The organism is Paenibacillus sp. J22P15, assembly GCF_056269345.1.
In genome coordinates this window covers 560153-582546 of record NZ_JBWDNT010000003.1, presented here as the reverse complement: position 1 = coordinate 582546, position 22394 = coordinate 560153, and the positions used below count along the sequence as shown (strand labels likewise).

Here is a 22394-nt window from a genome sequence, read left to right as displayed (position 1 = left end):
GGAAAAATAGTTTGCCCCTAATAAAAATACAATGGAAACCAAACTGTTAAACAACCCAATAGCACTTGAAAATCCATAATCTTGGTCGATTATACCTTTACGGTAAACATACGTAGAAATAACATCGGCAACATCATATGTGGCAGGGCTATACATTAACAGAATTTTATCGAATCCAACGCCTACAATACCGCCAATTGCTAAAATTAACAAAGTAATGATGGTTGGGCGGAGACTGGGCAAGGTGATGTGAAACATTTGTTTTAACTTAGAACAGCCATCGATCTTAGCCGCTTCATACATTTCTGAGTCAATCCCTGTAATGGCCGCCAAGTAGAGTATGCTGGCATAGCCAACTTCCTGCCAAATACCTGAGCCAATATACAAGCCTCTAAAGTAACTGGATTCGTTAAAAAATTGGATCGGGTCAACACCGAAATTTGCTATCAATTCATTTGCAATACCATCACCACTAAAAATGGACTTCATAATGCCTACAATGACAACAACCGAAATAAAATAAGGTAAATACGTAGCGGTTTGAATAAATCTCTTCATTTTGGGATGTATCACTTCATTAATCAACAAAGCCAGAATAATGGGTGCGGGAAAAGCCCAAAGCAGATTATTAAAACCAAGAACAAACGTGTTTTTTATAATTCTAAAAAAGTTGGGATCTTTAAAAAACCGAGTAAAGTTATCAAAGCCAATCCATTCAGAGCCGCTTATTCCTAAAAACAAACTGTAATTTTGAAAAGCAGTTACGACACCGACCATGGGATAATAAGCAAAGAAACCAATCATGATTAATCCCGGTAACGATAACAACAGAAGAAAGCGGTTGCATTTCCAATCGTACCTAAACTTTGAAATAAACGATGTTTTCTCAGTAGTCGTCAACAAAAACTCACCTCACATCATTATCTTTTTGTTTATCGCACTAGTCCGCACCCATAATCCGTTCGGAAAATTCGGCAATTTCGACCGATCTCCCCTTGTTCAATCTGGACTCCTCGGCTGCAAAGGCCATCAAATGACTGCGAACCGAAGCGGTCGCGGACGTCAAACTTTCCTCGCCACTATTCGTGCGGACTTCACCTAAGAAGCTGCGCATGACCCCTGCATCACCGCCGCCATGCCCGCTATTTGGCACATGAACGGAGATTTCGTTTTTCTCTTTCGTAACAAAATCGTATACAGTGATTCGATCATCATGGCCATTGATTTGCCCCTTCGTGCCCATGATTTGAACAATTCGCTCCTGCTCCATCGTGAATCCGCACATGCTGAAGGTTGCCGTGGAGCCATTCGCAAATTCCATGTTCACTACCTGATGGTCAACCACATTATTATCAGATTTATACACGCAACGACCGTACGGTGACGTTTTTAAACCTTCTATGATGGCCTCTTTGGAAGTATCCTGTGTAAAATGCCACGCCCAGTTTTTCCCATCCCCCAAATAAAACCTCGGAGCCGAATAGGGACACTGCGATTCCACAGCACAGCCATCTAGACAGCGTTCCGTAGCCCCCTCCGGTGAATTGCCAGAATGAAAGTGCATCAACGAGCCATACGAGCTGACTCGTACACAAGGCTGATCCATCAGCCAAGATAAGATGTCCATGTCATGACAGGATTTGGACAAAATCATCGGACTTGACGTGTCCGAGTTATTCCAATTCCCGCGAACGAAGCTGTGCGCAATATGCCAATATCCCACATTTTCGTTAAGCTGGATTGAAACCACTTCGCCAATGCGTCCTTCATCGATAATCCGTTTAATCGTAGACCAGAACGGCGTGTAGCGCAGCACATGACAGATCGACAACAAACGATTGTTGTCCTTTGCTGCTTTTTCCATTTCGATGCATTCTCTCGGATCCGGCGACATCGGCTTCTCTAACAGAACGTGGTAGCCTTTATTCAATGACTGAATCGTAGGTCCATGATGCATTCGATCCTGCGTACAAATGATCATGACATCCGCCATTTGCGGCTGTTCTAGGATTTCCTCCCAAGTTGCGTAGCAGCGCTCGGCAGGAATTTTATGCTCCTGTGCAAACTTCTCGCGCCTTTCTTTATTTGGTTCGGCTACAGCCACTATTTTCAATTCATGCGGATAATCAAGCGCATAAGGCGCATAGCTTCGAGCTCCACGAGATCCCGCTCCAATAAGCACAGCTGTCAATGTTTTCATTATGGTTTTTCCTTCTCCCTATCCATTAGTTCCTGTAAATGCAATAGCTTCAATAAAGTACATGTTTTTTTGCATGGCGACTGAAGAAAGGTGTCATTATGCTTTTGATGTACGATCGAGTCCATCACCTCCTAATAGAATCAAAATAAACGGCTTCACCGTCTATCTTGGACGGATTTGTTTACCAATAACTTTCATTGGGAGACATAAGAAAGCGCTTTCGAAACTTGCTAAAAATAATTATCCTAAGATTTAAGTAAATAATTATGCTATCTTGGATGAATTCGTTTATCTAGACATATAACTAACTTATCGAGTCAAATATATAAATCCTTATATTTGACCACTAACTTTCTTTGGGGCAATACTGGAAAGCGATTTCCAAATCCTTGAAAAAAAATTATCTACGGATTTCCGTAAATAATTATGACCTCAAAGAAGACTGTCGAATGACCAGTTGGAATGGTAGTTGTACTTTCAAAGGTATATCTAGGGTTCCGTTTATATATTGAACTAAAAGTTTGGCCGAAGTAACCCCGATTTCGTATTTCGGAACAGCGACTGTAGACAAAGGTGGATTCGTGTACTCAGACAATTCGATATTATCTACGCCGATAAAACTCATATCTCTAGGGATAAGCAGTCCACTCTCCGAGACCGCTCTCATGGCCGCAATTGCAAGGGTGTCGCTTGCAGCAAACATGGCCGTCGGCAGATCATTTGACTGTGATTCTAATACATTCATCATGCCGCTATAGCTCTTCTCAACCAGCCACTCGGTATCGATTACCCAGTCGGGACTCACTTCCAATCCGGCGCGATGCATCGCATATTTGAACCCAATAAATCGCTTATCTTCTGGGTTGCCATTGGTACCCGTATCGCCTCCGATAAAGCCGATTTTACAGTGTCCCTGTGCAATTAAATGTTCAATTGCGGCTTGAACAGCAGCTATCCGGTCATAATCCACAACAGCAATGTCAGCAATGTCAGCAACGTCTGCATCCGTTAAATCGATGCCAACTACTGCTCGAATGTGCTTTCGGATATAAGTTAAAATCTCGGAATCAATCTCTCCGATGAGAATCATCCCATCCAGATGTGTTTCCGTTACCACTCTGTGCAGTTGCTGCTCGCTTTGCAATTCATCCAAGGAGTGAATATAAGTCAATGTATAGCCAGAATCCTGTAACTGTTTGCTCAACCCAGATAAAATGGGGGAGAAATAAGGATGCTGCCCTCGGAACTGCTCTTTCATCACTATGCAGCCTACCTGCATAGAAGGTTTAGCTTCTTCCTTTTTATTTTGAACCAAATTGCGCGCAGCTTCATTCGGCTTATAGCCTAATTCTAGGACAACTTCCCAAATTTTTTTTTTCGTTTCCGCATTAATTTGCCTGCTCGTATCGTTATTAATGACTCTTGAAACCGTAGAAACGGAAACGCCGACCTGGTTTGCAATATCTTTGAGTGTGGGCAAGATACAGTGCTCCTTATTCCTTGAATTTGACGCCAAACGCTTTCCTCTATCATAATAATACGCTTTCATTCGAGAGTCAATATAAAAAAAAATGAAAAATCTGATAAATCTGAATGTTAATCAATCGCTGACTCATAGAAAAAAAGAGGGTGGCGAATTGCCAACCCCGGAGCGTTTTTTTCATATAGGATTAATTCGTTATACCGTCTTGAATAAAAGGGAAACCGTTTGATTTTTTCCGATCTCAATAGAGAGATAACTTTCAATTGGCTCGATCGTCCGGTCTTCCGTCCCTTCCTCACGAACGATTGCCGATTTGTCGGATTTCATCATAAACGTATTGTTAGTGCAACACGTTACGTCCATTTGGCTAACTTGCATTCGGTCCCAGAAAAGAGATATTTCGAACCCTCCACGAACGCGAACCCCGGATAACGACCCGCTCTGCTAAGCAGAAGGAATCGCAGGTAATAGTTCGACATACCCTCTATGGGATTGAACAATCATCTCTGCAATGCCCGCCGTAAAGCCGAAGTTTCCATCAATTTGAAATGGAGGATGGGAGCCGAGTAGATTCGGGGATATACCGCTCCCTCTTTCTCCATATACCGTAACGACGTTAAAAAAGCGTTGAAGTAATTGAAAAGCCCGTTCCCCATCATTTAAACGAGCCCATAGACAAACCTTCCACCCTAGACTCCAGCCTAATCCAGCATCACCACGTCTATTCAACGTTTGCCTAACGGCATCCAGCAAGACACTGATTTCGTTGGCAAAACACGATTGACAAAATCTAATACATGAACTTGACTCGAATAGTTGGTCAGTGACATAGCCTACAAAACTTTCATCATGTATAGAATAAAAAAACCTTGATTCCCAAGGTTTTTTTATTCTATATATGGATGAGAAAAATATTTTAGCCGAATACCTACAGTTCTAATTATTTGATGCTTATAACCTTAATATCATCGCTTCGCCTTATAAAACTCATGATAAAGCTTCATGAGTGCCCTTTTCTCTATCCGCGATACATAACTTCGCAAGATCCCAAGCTCCTTCGCAATCTCCGTCTGCGTCCGCTCATCTCCGCCATGCTCGAGACCGAACCGACCGATTAAAACTTCCTTCTCTCGGTCATCCAATATATCAAGGTTTTTATATATTTTCGATTTTTCGATCTTAAGCTGTACCCGGTCCCACCACATGTGTGGAGTGCTGTGTTTCGTTAAAAACAAAATGGAATCTCTGCCATTTGGTTTCATTTATTGATATATCATCGTACAATCAAACCACAACATTGTCCCTACATACGATAAGATCAGATGTACTATAAGAGCTCAGGTGATTCTCACCGCTTCACTTTATAAAACTCATGATACAACTTCATCAACGCCCGCTTTTCAATCCTCGACACATAGCTCCGACTAATCCCAAGCTCCTTCGCAATTTCCCGCTGCGTCCGTTCATCCCCACCATGCTCTAGACCGAACCGGCCGATCACAACTTCCTTCTCTCGGTCATCCAATATATCGAGATTTTTATATATTTTCGATTTTTCAATCTTTAGCTGCACCCGGTCTACAATATCATCAGCCTCTGTGCCGAGGATATCGATAAGCGTAATTTCATTGCCTTCCTTATCCGTGCCAATCGGATCATGAAGCGATACGTCTTTTCTAGTTTTCTTCAGAGACCGAAGATGCATAAGTATTTCGTTCTCAATACAACGTGCTGCGAACGTCGCGAGTTTCGTCCCTTTTCCCGTTTGAAAGCTCTCGATTGCCTTAATCAATCCAATCGTCCCAATCGAGATCAGATCCTCGAGATCTTCACCTGTATTGTCGAATTTTTTCACTATGTGAGCGACAAGTCGAAGGTTATGCTCGATCAAAAGATTTCGTGAACGTTGATTGCCTTCCGCCATCAGCTGTAAATGCTTGGTCTCCTCCTCTTCTTGAAGCGGTTGCGGAAAGGCATTGTTTTTGACATAGGATACAAGCAGAGTCAGCTGTTTAATAAATAGTGCTATTGCCGAAAACAATCCTGGCATGCTTAGTCACCCCCACGATGTATACAGATGAACACTGAAGTCTGTTCTCCATTATATGTGGGTAGCTGCCTAGAAGTGCATGTACGGCGATTCGACAAACGAAAATATAGCTGCCGATAATGCTGATTATAAATCGATTGTAATGAACCTTACTAATACTACTTCACTGCGTGATAGATCAATCAACAATAATCTCTCTATCCGGATCACTAAGAAACTCAAACATCGTTTGCACTTGCTTTACTGTATTTCTCTCAGCAGAAAGCTCTGGCAATTGATTATACGCAAAAAAATCAACTGCACTCGTTTCTACCCCGCTTTCAGCTGCTCCGCCAACAATTTCGCATCATAACCGATATCTGCCCAGCCGCCTGGCAATGCCCAAGCCCCGTCAAGCTTCTCACGGACGAGAAGTATTTTATTATCCTTAAAGACTACACCGCGAATATCGACCTTTGGGGTCGCATCTGTTTCGCCCATTCCAGCCACTTCAATTCCATTTCTCTATCCCTCTTCCTTCATGATCTATAGACATATGTCCTTCTATTTCATTTTGCTAAAGTACCCATTTGAGGAGCCTACATAAAGCTCATCATCGATAACCGATAAATATCCGTTAAGCAGCAGATTGGAAGTGAAGTCGTAACTGCCAAACTTTGCATCTGAAATTCTGTAAATGGCTTTTCCAGTGGCTTCATCTAACACATACATATTTCCTATCCCCGGAGATACACCTACGCGTTTGCCTCCATATTGCACAATTGAAGCGCCAATAGTCAATTCGTTAGAAATATCGGATATGGTCCAGCGCTGATCTTCCTTCTTCAAATCAAATGACATCGCTTTTCCGTTCAGTTGATAATATAGAAAATCTCCTTCTATGTTCCCAAATTCGGCTCTTCCGTCTTCTGTAAAAAGCTTCTTTCCAGTCTGAACTTCTATCAGTGAGCTCTTCACGTTTGAACTATACATGTTCGAATCCGGTGACTGTTGTAAAAAAACATATCTTTCATCAATAATATCGTAACGGCTATTCACTGCTAGAGGTAGACGAAGCTGATCCTTGCCGGTCTTCGCATCCATTAATACCAATTCATCGACCGTCCTCGTCCAAAAAGCATTAGCATGCTCCGCATACCGAACGCTGTCAATCACTTCCTGCTCCGAAGCTGCCTGACGCTCAGGCTTCTTCCAGAGCAGCTTCGCTGACAAAGGATCGTACGCTTGCAATTCCTTCATAATAATAGGGCTCATTTCCGTACCCGATTGTACAAGCAGAACCTCTTGGTTACCACTGTCCTTTACCAATTCTGAAGCAACTGGCAAATCAATACTCCAAAGCTGCTTACCCGTTTCGAAACTCCAACCAACGAGATAATAATTAAACTTTTCTTCCGTGCTGCTCATTCGCTTGTTCTGCACCGTGGCAATGACATTGTTCGATACTGCGAGAGAGGAAATATCCTGTCCGTTATCTAACTTATTTTCCCATATCTTCTGTCCCGTACCCGTTTTTAATGTCTGCAGCGTATGGACCGGACGATCCTCCTTCACGGACCTCTTCAAGAAAGCAATCCGCTTTTTATCCGCTGACAAGCCATAATAGTGACCATCAAATCCAAAATCAAACTGCCATTTCTTGCGTCCTGTACTAGAGTCCAGAGCATATACGTTCGAATTATTGTGCATGCCGCTGAAACCGCCATCCTCACCTGCAATCAACAACACGTTGCCGACCTTCTCGAGCAAGAAGTTGAATGCAAGGTCGGATTGGAACCGCCAATCCCACTCCGCGTGTTGTGAAGGTACAAGAGGACCCTGCTTATTAGACGTTCCTGACCAATCGAAAAGAGCATTTGTTTCGGACGAGTCCCGGTAGCCCGTATACCTTAGTGTATCTGTTTCCGACCAAGCTACGATCAGCTCGCTTTGACCATTCTCATAGCGCCATAATGGTAGTGTTCTAGCTTTCTCATCCAAGGTAGCTACATTTTCCGATGACTCTTCGAACGTTGGTTCTCCGAAAATAGCTCTGACACGTACTTGCGTAACGCCAGGCACGAGCATGCTGCGTACTGCAGCAGAAATTGCATTAGCATTAATTTGGGCTGGATTATTATTACTGCCAAACAATGCCGCAGCAGTACCATCAAAAGTCACTTGATCCTTTCGAACCCATAACAGACCGAAGCTTTTATCTCCTTGCTTATCGTTAGGTACTGCAACCCCATACCATTCGCCAGATTGTTTATATGCATAAAGAGGATCAGCCTCCTTCATTAATACGGCGATGCCTTGGGAATCCGGATACCACCTCACCTCGGTGCCCGCACTAGCTTTTAATGCAATTGGCGCTATCTCCTCTATTCGAGCGGCTTCCTTCGTCAGATACCATACAGGTATCCATCCGCCATAACCCGATTCATCCTGAATTTCTGCAAAATCATCTGACAATGTAATGGCCTTATACTTCGTCTGAGCATTTACTGACTGATTTCTAACTGACCGTGTTCCGCCCCACCACTCGTACGCATTCACACTTGTATATAATGTCACCGGTTTATCTAGCTCAATTGTATGGTCTCGCGCTATTATATTGTCTTCTGATGAAGAAGCCTGCATTTTATCAATCGTTGGAAGGTAACTACGGCGCTTTCCTTTAGCATCTGTAGCGTAGAGGACTGCATGAAGCATATCCCCTTCTTTGGACCTCTGAATAATGAGCTTGGAGTGACCAGATTCATAGCTGTCCTGATCCACAACGCTCATTGCGCCATTCATCATTATGTATGTCTCCGCAGACGATGCTGGCTCTCCAAAAAGTGCTCGAACTTGATCACGAGTCAAAACTTCTCGAAAATCACGCTCGACCCGTTCGAGTGTCAATGGCAATGGAGTTATAACTTCTGCTGCCTTGTTGGGTTGTACAATACTTTCAAGTGTAACTTCAGAGACAGGGCGGTCAGAAACAGTGTGATTTCCAGCATTCGACTCGCACCCAACTGTCAGCGCAATCAGCAAAATGAGTGCTGACGTTTGATATTTTTTGAAAATCAAATCCATGACCTCCATCACGCATCAAGAAACGGAATGCGCCCTTTGTTTTACTTTATTTGGTAAGTATGACGATAAGTGTTGTGAAAATGTTGCGCACTTTAGGTATACGTCTACTTTCTAGATCTATTTGTGCAAACTTGGTCATTTTGAAGAAAATAGATCTAGTTTCTAGACCTATTTCCGCGAAAATCATACTTTTGAGGCCTATTGGCGAGGTATATTTCTAATTAAGTCTACTTTCTAGATCTATTTCTGCAATCTTGGTCATTTTGAAGAAAATAGATCTACTTTCTAGACCTATTTCCGCCGCAGATATCTCATTTCTATAGCGCATTAACGGGACGAACTGCGAATTTACTTCAAAAGAGTTATTTGCTCAGCAAGGCATCAGCTATCACTCCTCCACAAAGTAAAAAAAGAACGATTCGTTTAACCGAATCGTTCCCCCGCGCATTTACTTCTTATCCACCTGAAGCAGCTTAACCGTCTTCGTAGAAAAGGTATCCTTTAGCTTTTCCTCCGTGATGACGTTCAGCTTAACCAAGCTTGCAATTTTCGTGCCATCTGGCTTCGATAACATCCGCCATAATTCCGGGTCTGGCAGTGCCTCGAACAGCTTGTTATCATCGTATTCCTTCCGCTCCTGCACGACAACCTTTACTTTATGACTCCCGATTTCCAGCTCACTAGCATCCTGCTCCGTCAAATAGTTCATTATCGATTGTCGTAATTCGCTTAGCTCCTGCTCTATTTCTTTTTGCTTTTGTTTTTGCTGATAATATCTGCGAACCGTTTTGTCCAACCTTATCACGCTCCTTTTCTATTACATGCTTATGCATAGAAGAAGGAGTTTAGGACGAGACAGACAGTCTGCATAACGATTAATAAATGTCTTTTCTCATAAACACCGTAAATGAAACGAGCAGCGAACAGATCATCCAAGCTGCCAGCACGGCAAGCGAGAAACCTAACGTCATGCCCTCAATTGGTGGAGCCGATCCGCTCACATAGTCCATCAAGCCAAGATTGACCATAAATAAATATTTAGCCGATTCCCATGAGGATACCATATTGCTAAGAATTGCACCCGCGATTAAGCACGCAAGCATCGTTCCCATGCCCGCGGCACTGCTTCTCATCAGGATAGACAGCATGAAGGATAATGTTCCAACCACCAGCGAAATAAACCATGCAAGTCCAAATTGCTGAATAATATACTGCCATTGCGATACAAGGCGCACACTAGAAATGTTCAGCTCGCCTCCTTGTGTCGAGAAGCCTGTCAATACTGGAGCAGACCACCCCTGATTGCCGAACATAATCGCTGAGATGATGTAAGACAACAAACCGAATATAAAGATAACTAAGGAGACGGACAAAATAAGTGCAATATATTTACTAAGCAATATTTTAAAACGACTCACTGGGCGTGTCAGCAGCAGCTTTATCGTTCCCATCGCCCGCTCTGAAGAAACGATATCAACAGCTATAATCATAATTAGCAATGGCAGGAACAGCTCTGCAGAATTTTGAACAAAACCTCTAATAAAGGTCGGAGCACCTGGTTCAGATGGATTGACATCATTGTCCAAATAGTACTGAGACTGCTTGATTTGAATTTGGATCTGCTCACGCCATTGTCCTGCGCTGCTCAGCCTATTTTGCATATCAACAATTTGCTGCTGCAATTCGGTGCGCCAATCCACATTGCCTAACCTTTCCTTGACCGACTCTGACTGTTTCGCCTGTGCATAAGTAAACATGGAGAGAAGGACAATAATAATGACTGAGATTACGACAAAGCGACGCTTGCCGACCAGCTTCGTAATTTCATTCTGAACAAGATTAATCAATCGACTCGCCTCCTGTCAGCTCCAGAAATAAATCTTCAAGCGCCGGGAGCTTGCGATTCATCTCCAGTACATTCACTCCGCCTCCCACGAGTTTGCGATTCCAGTCTCCAACCTCATGCTCCACAAAAGCGGTCGTAACCGTATCCTCCGTCTCGCTAATAACAGCTGTAAGATCACTTAATATTGTTTTTCCTAAAGCTAGCGGCTTTAAACGCCATTCTAGTCGTTCTTCACTGGACAACAACGTTTTGACCGAATCCACTCGAATGATTTCACCCTTGGAAATGATCGCTACTCGGTCGCACATTAGTTGAATTTCATGCAGTAGATGACTGGAGACGAGCACGGTTAAACCTTCTTTCTCCGCCAAAAACCGTATAAACGTACGCATTTCTCTAATGCCCGAGGGATCAAGCCCATTCGTTGGCTCGTCCAGAATAAGGACATCAGGCTTGCCGAGCAAAGCCTGTGCAATCCCTAGCCGCTGCCGCATGCCGAGTGAATAAGTGCTTACTTTGTCATTCACCCTATCCTGCATGCCGACAAGCTGAATAACCTCATTGATCCGCTCCTGCGAAATGCCATTAATCATAACAGCAAAGTGACGAAGATTGTCCATTCCGCTTAAGAACGGATACAGCTCCGGATTCTCAACGATACAACCTAAATGTCTCATCGCTTTCGTAAAATGCTTCGCTATATCTATTCCGCATATATGAATGGTGCCTGAAGTCGGTTTTATTAAGCCAACAAGCATACGTATTGTCGTTGTTTTCCCTGCACCGTTGGGACCTAGAAAACCAAATACCTCACCGCGCTTCAGCTCAAAGCTTAAATCTTTTATAATCGTCCGCTTGCCAATGACCTTCCGCAGTCCCTGAACCGCTAAAGTGATCTCACTCATGATTGTCCCCCAATCCAATGACTAAAGCAGCTACCCGCTCAGCCATTAAGCGATACCCTATCTCATTTGGGTGAAAATGGTCCGTGAATAAGAGTTCACCCACATTCAGCTGAAACAGATCATAGGTCGGTACAAATACCGCCTTCGAATACTTAGCAAGCATATCCGCTGTTTTGTTGTTCCAATTCCTAACCACAGTCGACATTAGCTCTCCATCCTGAAATTCGCTGAACGGATTATATAGACCAAGCACGTATATAGTTGCTTCCGTATTTACTGCTCGGATATTCGTTAGGATGGTTTTCAAATGTATCAAATACACTTCCTCTAATCCCGCTATACTCGCCTCAGAGAGATCCGAAAGCGACTGACCGCCAAGAAACAGATCATTGCCGCCAATGGTCATCATAATAACATCTGCTTGCCCAATTTGACGCTCGATTTCCTTCTGTTTCATTTGCTCCGCCAACTGCGAAGAGGTCAGTCCCTTAATACCTAAATTAATTAAAGAAACCTCTTTCCCAGCCTCCTTCAACTGATCACTGACATAACCGACATATCCTTTCCCCTCTATATCTCCCGTCCCTCTTGTTAACGAATCACCAAGTGCGATAATCTTCAGCTCAGAAGAAGTTCCCGTTTCTTGTTCCGTGTCATCCTGCACAGCCACATTACTTGTTGCTCCAACAAGATAGTCCTTTATCGACCAGCCCAGCGCAAATATCCATAAGAGACTGGCAAGAACCGCAAATCCAGTAATAACACGTACCTTTTTGCTATGCATCCTCACTCCCACTCCCCATTCCATTTCCATTTCTATAGCTGCTACTCGCGATTGAACCATTTCAACACTTGCTGCTGCATGCTTGCCTTGTTCTGCTCAAACTGTTTTTTTCGGTGACCGTTCGCTCCCGAGGGATGAGGCATTTCAAACAAACACCGCTCTTTATCTATCCACCCTTTATTTGCAAAAGCTTGTACGACATCTGATACCGACTTGCCAAGCGGGATGACAAGGGCATCCTTCACTGCCAGCAATTCTGGAAGGAAGATGCTTTCTGCATAGTGATACAGCGTCTCTGATTTTAAAATACCGGGACTGTGCCCTGTATAATTACTACCTTTAATGAATACCGGATAACGAACAACTGACGTTGTGTGCAGCAAATCTCTGCGCTCTTCAAACAATAAATTGCTGCTATCTATGCGCAGGGTAGCTGGCAATCCGATTTGATCCAGCATCTCAATTAGATTTTTCCTCATGGACCCTGCAAAGCTGGCAAGCTTCTTCGCGCGCTGATCAATTAGCGTATGAGGTACTCCATTTAATAGATCCTCTCTAGCACTTCGTATCGCCACCTCCATTTGGGTAAAGCCAGGTGTTATACCGATAATCATTACTTTTGCTTCATCATTCACATATTCGTAAGGGACATAATAGATGGACATGTCATACTGCTCGCAGATACGCAATTCATCGACAAACAGCTGTTCTTTGGTCAAGCTGCCCGGCGGGAGAGACGCAATAAACGATTTATACTTTTCAATCTGTGTCATACTTAACCGCTCTCTCCCTATTGTTTTAATAGTTAAGCTCAACCATATTGTGCGCACGCGCAGGGTAATCAGTGATGATGCCATCGATTTCGAACTTGAGCACCTCTTTCAGGTTGCGTTCGCTGTTGACTGTCCAAACCCACACCTCGCGCCCTTCTTTATGTGCACGCTCGACAAGCTGCTCCGTCAGCATTATTTGTTCAATCGTATAGAAATCAACGTCAAGGAGCGAGAGATCACCGAGGGCAATATATAGAATTTGACCAATTTTGATGTCAGGGTTCAGCATCCGAATTTGCTGCAGAGTAAGCCGATCGAAGGACTGGATATAACACTGTTCAGTCATCTCAAACTGCTCAATAAGAGATACGACTTGCTTGGCCAATTCCTCGCCAGAACCATATGGTTTGAGATCGATGATAAGCTTCGACTTCCCCTTCACCTCAGCAAGCACTTCAGATAACATCGGAATTCGAACAATTTCATCGGGCTCACCACCGAGTTTTCCAATGTTCAGCTTAGCAATTGTGTCATAGTTCAGCTCACTAACCCGTTTTGTTACGCCTGCCATCCGCTGCAAATTATAATCATGATGGAGGACAACAACACCGTCCTTCGTCAGTTGAACGTCAATTTCAACGGCATCGACACCTTGCTCCACAGAGCTGCGAACGGCAGCAAGCGAGTTTTCAGGTGCAACGAGCGTATCCCCGCGATGAGCAGACAAAAGCACACCCCATTTGACATATACCAATTGATCATTCGCCGCATAGCTTACAAATAGTGCCAGCGCAAAATAAATAACCAATATAGAACTGTACAACACTCGTTTCCGGGTGCTGCTCTTTAGAAATGTCATCAAACGTTTCTCTAATGGACTGAGCCAACCATTTGTGTACATACGCATCTGATCTTTCGGCATTACGCCATGCAAACGTTTAAAGTAATAAAAGAGTCTTGTCAAAAAAATCATATTAATCGGCACGAGAAGAAGTGTAAACATATAGGTAAGAACAGTAGTTAAGGTTAATGAGTAGTTGTTAGTCACTGTTTTAAGCACATTGCTGTCGAGCCATGAGGGCAAATAGGCGATGGAGGAAATAACGACAAAACCAAGCGCAAATACAATCGCATTAAGCAAAAACAGATTAACGAAGATAGACAATCGTTTCCCCTTCGTCAACATAAGACTGCTTCTGATCGCTCCACGAACCGTTTTGTCCTCGATTAGAATAAAATGCAATACAAATATCCAGCGCAAAATGATGTACAATCCCGCCAAAAATAATAAACCGTATACGACGAGCATAAGCATAGACAAGTTCAATACGCGGCTATTGAAAAAAATAGGGACGTTAAACTGCGCAAATAAGGATGCAGAAAGCGGCGAATCAATAAATGGCACTAGAAACAAGAGAAAGAACAACAGCTGGATCATACCGAAACCAAAGATTTTAGGGGTTTGACGCAGCGTCGTTAGAACCGCATCTGAGATCAGTACCTCTTTCCGAAAATAATGCTGTTGTGAAATGGTAATAACCACGCCAAACTCGATAAAAAGCACCAGTACTGCCACAATACAAATGGCGATTAAGCCAGCAACCCCGGTATAGCTGAGTCCAATTTTGTAAACCTCGCCATTCAGCATCGAGCCAGCTCCAAGCACACGAAGCATTCTGTTGAAAATAAAGGAAATAATCGGAATGATGACAAAGCTAGTCAGCAGCATAAATAAATATTCAAACAACAAATGTTGTTTATACGTTTCACGAAAGTCTCGTATACTTCTACCAAGCCGTTTAAGCATGAACATTCATCCTATTCTTTGTATGGATAAGCAAAAAGCACACCTAAGGAAGATATTAGCAGCTTCTATTCCTTATTATAACTTATATACCTACCCCCGCGTCGAATCGGTACACTGCACACACAAAAAAAGCGAAAGCAAGGAGCAGCTCGCTCTTTGCTTTCGCTTTTTTTAAAATTTATGCTGCCTGCAGCAGCATAAGCTTATCAGCAACGACTGCCGCCATTTCTCTCGTTACGACTGCTTTCGGATTGAAGCTGCCATTCGAGCCTTGCATCAAGCCGTTCGTGTAAACGGCATTGACGTATGCTACTGCGCTTTCATGAATGCTGGATGCATCGTTGAAAGGAAGCGGCTCCGTGCTGCCTGTCAGCTTAAATGCTTTAGCGATCATAATCGCCATTTCCTGCCTAGATACGGCTTGATTTGGTTTGAACGAATCGGTTGTAACGCCTTGAATGATGCCGATCTCCTTGGCACGCATAATCGCTCCGAAATACCAAGCGCTCGGCTGAACATCCTTGAATATTTGTGCCGCATCACTCGACGGTGTTTCCTTCAGCAAATTGATGAGCAAGGTTGCAAATTCGGCTCTTGTCATCTGCTTCTTCGGATCAAAGCGCAGCTCCGAGCCGCTTACTCCCACCATGATCTTTGCATCAAATACACGATAGACCGCATCATATGCCCATAATGATATGACGTTGTTATCGACAAATTGCTGCTTTCCATTAGATAAGCTTGTATCTGCCGAAATGTTGAACAAGGATGGCTTCTGCTTAATATAACGGTCGTAAGCGACTAACGCCATCAACGCTTGCTCTGTCGCCATGTTATTGGAGGACTGGCCAAGTGCGTGAGCAAAACCTCCATCTGCTTGCTGAAAACGGAGCAAGCTAGTCACGAGACTTCCATTCTTCTTCATAAAGACTGTGTCGTGAGGATTAATGCCTACAGCTGTCACAGCAATAATGACCTGAGCCACACTCTCGCTGTTTTCTTCGCCAAAAGCAGAGAAGCCTCCGTTTACCTGCTGCTCGGAAGACAGCCATTTGACAGCTTTGTCGATTGCGCTCATCACGTTTGCTTGCTCCTTATAAGGTGCAAGCGCGCTTACTGCCATCGCTGTTATATCCAAATTATCCTCGGATTTCACCGAAAGCGGAAATGCGCCGCTGACGTTTTGCTGGCTGAGCAGCCAGTTTATTAACTTCTCACGCGTCCATACCGCACTCGCAGGCACCTCATAGCTTCCGCTATTCAAAGCGATTAGGGCGAATATCGGACCATTCGTACCTTGATTCGTCATTTTCGAATGGTTATAGATGCTTTCGATGAGATTAAAACCTGCAAATATAATTGGATCTTCACCAGCAGCTCTTAACGTAATGGCAATCCGCTCCAGATCAGTGACCTTACGAAATTCACCATTGTTTTCTTTCAAATACTCTGCCAACTGCTTCAGGTAGGTTGCAGATGCTGGTTTGCCTGAGCGAATAAGAGCAAGTGCCTCCCAATCGCTCAACAAATCGTTGTTCATTATTTGCTCTGCGGCTGCGTTAATCTCCTTACTGACATCAATACTTTCAGCTGCTGATACTTGCTCGGCAGACAAATAAAGTGAACATAACATGACCAAAAGCAGACAAAGTCCAGCTATACGTTTTAGCCGTTTTTCAGATAAGAATATACCCTCCATCTCTTCAAAACACGCTCCTTTCGAGAAAAAAAGCTGCCTCATCGCTATCAGAATTCACATAGCTGATGAGACAGCTTCATCCTATATTATAATTTCAATTCATTCAAACGAATGATGACAACTGCAGCCATTTCTCTCGTAACGAGCGCTTGCGGATTAAATAATCCGTTATCGCCTGTCATTAGGCCTTTTTGATAAGCTACATTCACATATGGAACTGCCCACGCTGACACGTCATTACGATCTTTAATCGCAGCTTGAGGTGCGTTAGCATCAGCAAGACCTTTCAGTCTAACGAGAACGGCAGCCATTTCTTGTCTCGTTATCGGTTGATTTGGAGCAAAGGAGGTCGCGGTTACACCAGACATCAATCCTTTTTCCTTTGCTGCTCCAACATAACCGTAATACCAATCCTGCTCGTTCACATCTTTAAATCCTGCATCCGTAAGCAACGGCTTTTCTCCTGCATACTTCACGATCAATGCAGCAAATTCCGCACGAGTTAACTGACGCTTAGGCTCGAATTTTGGATTGTCTGTGCTCGTGCCCTGCATGAAGCCTAATGCAGTTGCTTTCGTTACAGCTTCAAGCGCCCAGCTAGAAATTTTATCAGCATCGGTATATTTAGGTGTTGAAGGATCTGGCTTCACTTCTGGCCCTGTTCCCGGAAGCCCTCCGCCTGATCCTGGTCCACCTGGTATAGGAACCCCAAGGTCAGCACCACCATCCTTCGTATATTGCCAGCGAAGCACATCACCTTTTTTCAATACATATGAACCTGCGCTGTAGTTAGGGAAAACACCATTAACGGAATACATCCAGCCGCTAACGTCGCCATGATCACGCTCAGCAAGTCCGCCAATCGCTTTCACGTAGATGCTTGATTCTGAGCCTGTATAGTCGATTGAAATACCTTTTTCATCAAGAGCACGTTTGATGGCGGTGAAGGCCGTGTCACCTGCTTTAAGTGTTACAGCATATGGAGCAACAATATCCCCGGCATTTATCGACCGTTTTTCAACGGATAATTTAATCGTATCTGCATCTGGAATAGTTCCGCCGCCATCGCCGCCACCTGTCAATGCTGCAGTTGTGTAAGCTAGAAACTCAGTGAAATGTTTCGTTTTAATAACAAGATTTCCGTTATCGTTATAGGCATAAACCTCGTCAGTACGTACCGACGAATCTGGATACTTCTTAATCGCAGTAAATTTGCCCGCTTGATCAACGAAGCCGGCTTCCTTATCGCCTTGTCCTTTTAGGGTAAGGATAACATGTTGATTGAATTGTATTTTTTCGTTGCCGCCTGCTTGAATTCGAACTGCGATTGCATCCACTTTCTTATTATCTGCAGACAAAGCGGTATTCAGCTTAGAAGTTAGGCCGCTATCATCTGTGCTTAAGTTTTTTGGAAGCTGAAGCTTGTTATCCCATGTCGATGTAACAGTTGTATTCGCTGGAATGTCCAGTGTAGTTGTGCCGCGTATAGCCGTTACCTTTGGCAATGCAGTTGATGGGAATGTAACAATGATATTATTCGTGATCGGTGCATCACTTGCTGCTCCGAGTGAAACAACCGTTTCATTCTTATTAATATCAATTGTTTGATCCGCTGTATCACTCACTTCGCGTGGAATTACAACAGAAATTGGATCACTTTCTTTGTTGCCTACTAACGCAGCGCCTAACGCTTGAATCGTAATTGCTCCGCCTGTTGCTGTTCCTTCGAAAGAAATCGTTACTGTATTCTTATCTTGAACTAATGAAGCTACTTTCAGCTCCGTATTCCCTGTATCAATTGTCCAGTTTTCGATTTTGTTCGCTGCATTAGTGAACTCATCGCCAACAAGATTTACATCAATCGTTGGATTAGCAGCACCGTTCTCAATTGTTAATTGCGTAGAAAGAGCCGGATATCTGCTGTAATAGAAGCGGACAACATCATTTTCCTTAAGCTCGTAATCACCTGCACCTACATTTGGCGCAGTTCCATTAACCTCGAACATCCAGCCATCCCAGCCGCCAAAATAACCCGCTTCCTGTCCAGCAATACCTTGGACATAAGGACCATAACTGCTTTCTACGATATTATAGGAGATCGGTGGAGCTGCTGTAGTAAGCGCCTTTTTAAGTGCATCGAGAGCAGTCACAGGCTCGTTATTTTGTTTTAGTTCAACGGTTTTCTGTTCATAAATGCTCTGTGAAATGCCATCGACCTTAACCTTTACATTAACAGAAGTAGGCAGTTTAATTTCACCAATACGATACCATACTGATTTCTGATATTTAATATCAAGTAGAGCAATTAGTGCTTGCTCCGTGGCCATACCTATACCAATATTGCCATAATTAATATTCCATTTAAAAGAACCGTCTCCAATTTCGAACATTTGGTAGGAATTCAGAACCGTCTTATCATTAAAGGTCCATTCATTGGATAATACATCCTCATTTATAGCTGTCAAACCCGATACAACAGCAGACATAGTGTTGGAGTTGTCTCCAAAAACAACTTGTTCTTTGTTTAATGCGATTCCTTTCAAGTAAGCTTTGACTCTAACAATTGCTTGTTGAACAGCGCTATCGCTCTGGTAGTTTCCAAGAGCGAGCAGAGCCATTCCCGTAGAATCTGCGTCATACCCGATTTTCCCATTAGACTCCTTGCCTAATATATAATTCAATGCCTTATTCTTGGCAGTTGCATCCCAGCCGCCAACATCACTTCCAAGCTTTTCGCCCGTGTCGAGTGCAAGCATCGCCCACACATGTTTGTATATTCCACCAATTTCTCCGGTATCTGTATTTTGCTGCGCTGCCAGCTCCGCATAAAGATTTCGATCCGTTTCCCACGCATGCGCAGGGTCTTCACCCATAGCGAGCAATCCAAATATATAGCGGATATGAGTTGTGTCGTAATCATCAGGCTTCAGCCCAGGATCCACGGTCTTCCAACTAGGCAGCTTCCAACTGCCATCCTGCAAATTTTCTCCCGCACCCCATAGGCCAACAATTTCCCACCAAGAACCCAAGGTCCAATTTCTATTTTTATAATATTGAACCGTCTTATCGATCATTCCTGTTAATGAAGCATTCGCAGAATGATCTGCCGCTTTACCTACTTGAGGTAAAAATAAAGTAAACAACAATACAAAACTTAAAATAGCAGGCAAGCTCTTTTTCATAAATCTCTTCAATGTAAGCAATGTTTTCTCTCCCTTTTTCTCATTTCTAGCAACAAAAAAACATCTTTCCGTTTGTGGAAAGATGTTTGGGCTGACACGTGTGCAAGAAAGCATAGGAATCCACCTACTGCTGAAGCACGAATAAACATCCCCCTCCCATCCTCGTGAGAAATATAGAGCGCTCCTATGGCAGGTCTCCTGGCTTCGCTTCATTGCTAGACTATCTCCTTCCCGTCACAATTGGACAGTGGATAACATGATAGTCAGCTCAGCGATACAGTGGCGGGACCGCGTCGGACTTTGACCGAACTTCCCTATTAAGCTGCTTGTGAATAAACCATTCACGGCAGCACCATATTAGCTATTCTATGAAATTGTAAATGCTTGATTTGTGCATTGTAACAAATTTGAATGGATTAGACAAAGGTTCTGTACGTTTTTCTTTCAGTTGTGAATTTCACAGCTGTATTCTAATCGATTTTAAATCTCTTAATAGACCGCTGAAGCTCCTCCGAAAGCTCATTTACGGACGATGCAAGCTGCAGCGTCTCCGCAGCAAGCTGATTCTGGCGTTCGGTATCTACTGCCGATTGAGCAGCATGGTTTGAAGTATCCTTGGCTACTTGTGCCATCGTCTCGACTGAGGCACTTACTTCTTCGCTGCCTGCCGCCATCTCCTCTGTTGAAGCCGACACGTCCTCGATTTGTGATGCAACCTTGCTGGACTCCTTCCATATGGTATCAAAAGACTCCTTCAGCTTATGAACAATGTGCAAGCCTTGCTCCATTTCTTGCTCACCCGTATTTACTGCGCTGACGGCGTTATTTGTTAACGCAAGCACATCATCAATCGTTTCTGCAATTTGACCAGCATGAGCCGAAGCCTGCTCCGCCAGCTTTCTAATCTCACTCGATACAACCGCAAACCCTCGACCATATTCTCCTGCGTGAGCTGCCTCGATCGCAGCATTGAGAGCGAGCAAATTTGTTTGATTAGCAATAGCAGCTATTGTGCCTGCCATTTCTTGAATTTCTGAAGAGCGCTCATTTAGCTGGCCGATCACTCGTGATATCGAAGCAGTTGCCGCGCCTAGTCGTTCCATTTGACCCACAGCATGATCAACCTTCGAATAACCTTGCTCCGCTGCAATCAGCATGTCGCCGGATGCTTCTGACATTACGCTTGAAGAATAGGCAATTCTTCCAACACTCGTCGCCATATCCTCCATTGACCTAGCCGCCTCAACTGCTCCATCCGCTTGGTTTCCAGCGCCTGCTGCCATCTCATTTACGGATGAAGCAAGCTGAGAAGCAAGCTCTCTGCTCTGCTTTGAACCAACCCCAAGCCTGCCCGCAAAATCTGAGACCGAAGCTGCATTGTTACGAATGGTCCGCATCAAGCTTTGCATATGGGCGATAAAATGATTGATTTCTTCTCCCAAACGAGTAATTTCATCATTACCTTTGTTTTCGATTCGGTAAGTGAGATCCGCTTCGCTGGAATTGAGATTGACAGAAGCGTGGACGATTTTACGAAGCTTTCTTCCCACCATGAATTGTGACAGGAAAAATAAAACGACTAATACTACTGCCATTAATCCGCCAAATTGCATCATTACTTTCGTTCTTTCAGCTGCAATCAGCGCATCTTCCTTTTCTTTCGATAATGCGACACGTACGGCTCCCCAATGCTTGCCATCAATCATTAAAGGATAGGAAATATCCCACGCTTCCACCGTTTTCCCGTCAATAAGCCGGTTATATTTCTGCAAAAATATATCGTCCTCATTTGTGTTCTTGGCAGCATTGTAGCCCGTTTCATCATTAAAAATCCGATTGGCTCGATAATTTTGGCTTAATAAGCCTACATCTCCCCAAGCATCCGCAGATTGTTCTCCTACAGCGCTATAAACACTGTTATGCGTTGCAATATAGCCAGTGAATGATGGATTGTCTGAGTAGGCCGTCGCCATTGCATAAATAACATTATCATCAGTCATAAAACTATCCATAATGCCTTGCCAGCGTTCATCCGTATAGCGATCATATGCACTATCATATTTCAGCTCGTATTGATAGAGCGGAATAGATTCCCCATTGTACAAAACCGCAGTTTTCTCCGCGTAGGTTGAGTCCTGCCGCCTTTTCTCAGCCACCTCCGTGCTTAACGGATTTACAGTCAATTTATCGTTAAAAAAAATTTGTTTAAGTTTTCCACTATCCCATTTCGTTCCATCCTGAAACACGATGCCCGTGCTCAAGTCCTGCTCGGTTACATTCTCAAGGGTGCGGGCTAAAGATAAAGCAAGATCGCGACCTTTATCGCGGAGCCGCTCTTCTATTACTATACGTGCAGCGTTCCATTCATAAACTAATATCACACTTACGATTACAGCTAATGCAACAGCCATCACTAGCATAAATTTATTCGTTAACGAGCGTAATCCCATCTTCATCTTTCCAGCCCCCATTGTTAATTAAGCTATATTAAACCATTTTAACTAAATTGTTATGCGTTTTAAATCTATTAGATCAAAACTCCTTAATAAATACATATTTATATAATTATTTTTTTAAATTTTTACATTAATAATCATACAAA

General features: G+C 43.5%; 15 protein-coding genes, 3 pseudogenes and 1 riboswitch. All 18 genes and pseudogenes read right to left on the bottom strand.

The features are described 5' to 3' along the window. Positions 1–900 (bottom strand): ABC transporter permease (locus tag AC0YN6_RS11000; protein ID WP_475746835.1); only part of this gene is annotated, 900 nt, incomplete at its 3' end. A gap of 40 nt (positions 901–940) precedes the next feature. After that, positions 941–2200, bottom strand: a complete 1260-nt coding sequence (locus AC0YN6_RS10995; RefSeq protein WP_475746833.1) for a Gfo/Idh/MocA family protein — start codon at positions 2198–2200, stop codon at positions 941–943. A gap of 424 nt (positions 2201–2624) precedes the next feature. After that, positions 2625–3680, bottom strand: a complete 1056-nt coding sequence (locus AC0YN6_RS10990) for a LacI family DNA-binding transcriptional regulator (protein WP_475746831.1) — start codon at positions 3678–3680, stop codon at positions 2625–2627. Between the two features lie 198 nt (positions 3681–3878). Next, positions 3879–4112, bottom strand: a pseudogene (locus AC0YN6_RS10985) (glycoside hydrolase family 95-like protein); the annotation flags it as partial. 15 nt (positions 4113–4127) lie between these two features. Further along, positions 4128–4436, bottom strand: coding sequence for a glycosyl hydrolase family 95 catalytic domain-containing protein (locus AC0YN6_RS10980; RefSeq protein WP_475746829.1), 309 nt, complete (start codon positions 4434–4436; stop codon positions 4128–4130). A gap of 212 nt (positions 4437–4648) precedes the next feature. After that, positions 4649–4879: pseudogene (locus tag AC0YN6_RS10975) on the bottom strand (sigma factor-like helix-turn-helix DNA-binding protein); the annotation flags it as partial. Positions 4880–5031: 152 nt separating this feature from the next. Continuing rightward, the gene (sigK, locus tag AC0YN6_RS10970; protein ID WP_475746827.1) at positions 5032–5733 is read right to left on the bottom strand and encodes an RNA polymerase sporulation sigma factor SigK; all 702 of its coding nucleotides are present in this window, start codon (positions 5731–5733) and stop codon (positions 5032–5034) included. 178 nt (positions 5734–5911) lie between these two features. Beyond that, a pseudogene (locus AC0YN6_RS10965) lies at positions 5912–6198 on the bottom strand (NUDIX hydrolase); the annotation flags it as partial. A 78-nt stretch (positions 6199–6276) separates the two neighbouring features. Continuing rightward, complete coding sequence (locus AC0YN6_RS10960) at positions 6277–8790, bottom strand: outer membrane protein assembly factor BamB family protein (RefSeq protein ID WP_475746826.1); 2514 nt, start codon at positions 8788–8790, stop codon at positions 6277–6279. A gap of 454 nt (positions 8791–9244) precedes the next feature. Further along, positions 9245–9598, bottom strand: a complete 354-nt coding sequence (locus AC0YN6_RS10955; RefSeq protein ID WP_475746868.1) for a hypothetical protein — start codon at positions 9596–9598, stop codon at positions 9245–9247. Between the two features lie 73 nt (positions 9599–9671). Beyond that, positions 9672–10643 (bottom strand): ABC transporter permease, encoded by a 972-nt coding sequence (locus AC0YN6_RS10950; RefSeq protein WP_475746824.1) that lies wholly within the window; start codon positions 10641–10643, stop codon positions 9672–9674. Beyond that, complete coding sequence (locus tag AC0YN6_RS10945) at positions 10636–11547, bottom strand: ABC transporter ATP-binding protein (protein WP_475746823.1); 912 nt, start codon at positions 11545–11547, stop codon at positions 10636–10638. Before AC0YN6_RS10945 ends, AC0YN6_RS10950 begins: the two co-directional genes overlap by 8 nt. Further along, the gene (locus AC0YN6_RS10940) at positions 11540–12331 is read right to left on the bottom strand and encodes an SGNH/GDSL hydrolase family protein (RefSeq protein WP_475746822.1); all 792 of its coding nucleotides are present in this window, start codon (positions 12329–12331) and stop codon (positions 11540–11542) included. Before AC0YN6_RS10940 ends, AC0YN6_RS10945 begins: the two co-directional genes overlap by 8 nt. A gap of 41 nt (positions 12332–12372) precedes the next feature. Then, a complete protein-coding gene (locus AC0YN6_RS10935; protein ID WP_475746820.1) occupies positions 12373–13104 on the bottom strand; it encodes a uracil-DNA glycosylase family protein in 732 nt (243 codons plus the stop codon). 25 nt (positions 13105–13129) lie between these two features. Next, complete coding sequence (locus AC0YN6_RS10930) at positions 13130–14911, bottom strand: glycerophosphoryl diester phosphodiesterase membrane domain-containing protein (protein WP_475746818.1); 1782 nt, start codon at positions 14909–14911, stop codon at positions 13130–13132. Positions 14912–15089: 178 nt separating this feature from the next. Then, a complete protein-coding gene (locus tag AC0YN6_RS10925; protein ID WP_475746817.1) occupies positions 15090–16610 on the bottom strand; it encodes an S-layer homology domain-containing protein in 1521 nt (506 codons plus the stop codon). An 86-nt stretch (positions 16611–16696) separates the two neighbouring features. Further along, entirely contained in the window at positions 16697–19813 is a 3117-nt protein-coding gene (locus tag AC0YN6_RS10920) for an S-layer homology domain-containing protein (protein WP_475746815.1), read from the bottom strand. A gap of 150 nt (positions 19814–19963) precedes the next feature. Continuing rightward, positions 19964–20164, bottom strand: a riboswitch (cobalamin riboswitch). A gap of 98 nt (positions 20165–20262) precedes the next feature. After that, the gene (locus tag AC0YN6_RS10915) at positions 20263–22248 is read right to left on the bottom strand and encodes a methyl-accepting chemotaxis protein (RefSeq protein WP_475746813.1); all 1986 of its coding nucleotides are present in this window, start codon (positions 22246–22248) and stop codon (positions 20263–20265) included. Positions 22249–22394 lie beyond the last annotated feature (146 nt).

Bases quoted from the DNA above. Each gene is read 5' to 3' on its own strand.
- AC0YN6_RS10995 (WP_475746833.1), bottom strand. From the start codon at position 2,200: ATGAAAACATTGACAGCTGTGCTTATTGGAGCGGGATCTCGTGGAGCT.
- sigK (WP_475746827.1), bottom strand. From the start codon at position 5,733: ATGCCAGGATTGTTTTCGGCAATAGCACTATTTATTAAACAGCTGACT.
- AC0YN6_RS10945 (WP_475746823.1), bottom strand. From the start codon at position 11,547: ATGAGTGAGATCACTTTAGCGGTTCAGGGACTGCGGAAGGTCATTGGC.
- AC0YN6_RS10940 (WP_475746822.1), bottom strand. From the start codon at position 12,331: ATGCATAGCAAAAAGGTACGTGTTATTACTGGATTTGCGGTTCTTGCC.
- AC0YN6_RS10935 (WP_475746820.1), bottom strand. From the start codon at position 13,104: ATGACACAGATTGAAAAGTATAAATCGTTTATTGCGTCTCTCCCGCCG.
- AC0YN6_RS10930 (WP_475746818.1), bottom strand. From the start codon at position 14,911: ATGCTTAAACGGCTTGGTAGAAGTATACGAGACTTTCGTGAAACGTAT.
- AC0YN6_RS10925 (WP_475746817.1), bottom strand. From the start codon at position 16,610: ATGGAGGGTATATTCTTATCTGAAAAACGGCTAAAACGTATAGCTGGA.
- AC0YN6_RS10915 (WP_475746813.1), bottom strand. From the start codon at position 22,248: ATGAAGATGGGATTACGCTCGTTAACGAATAAATTTATGCTAGTGATG.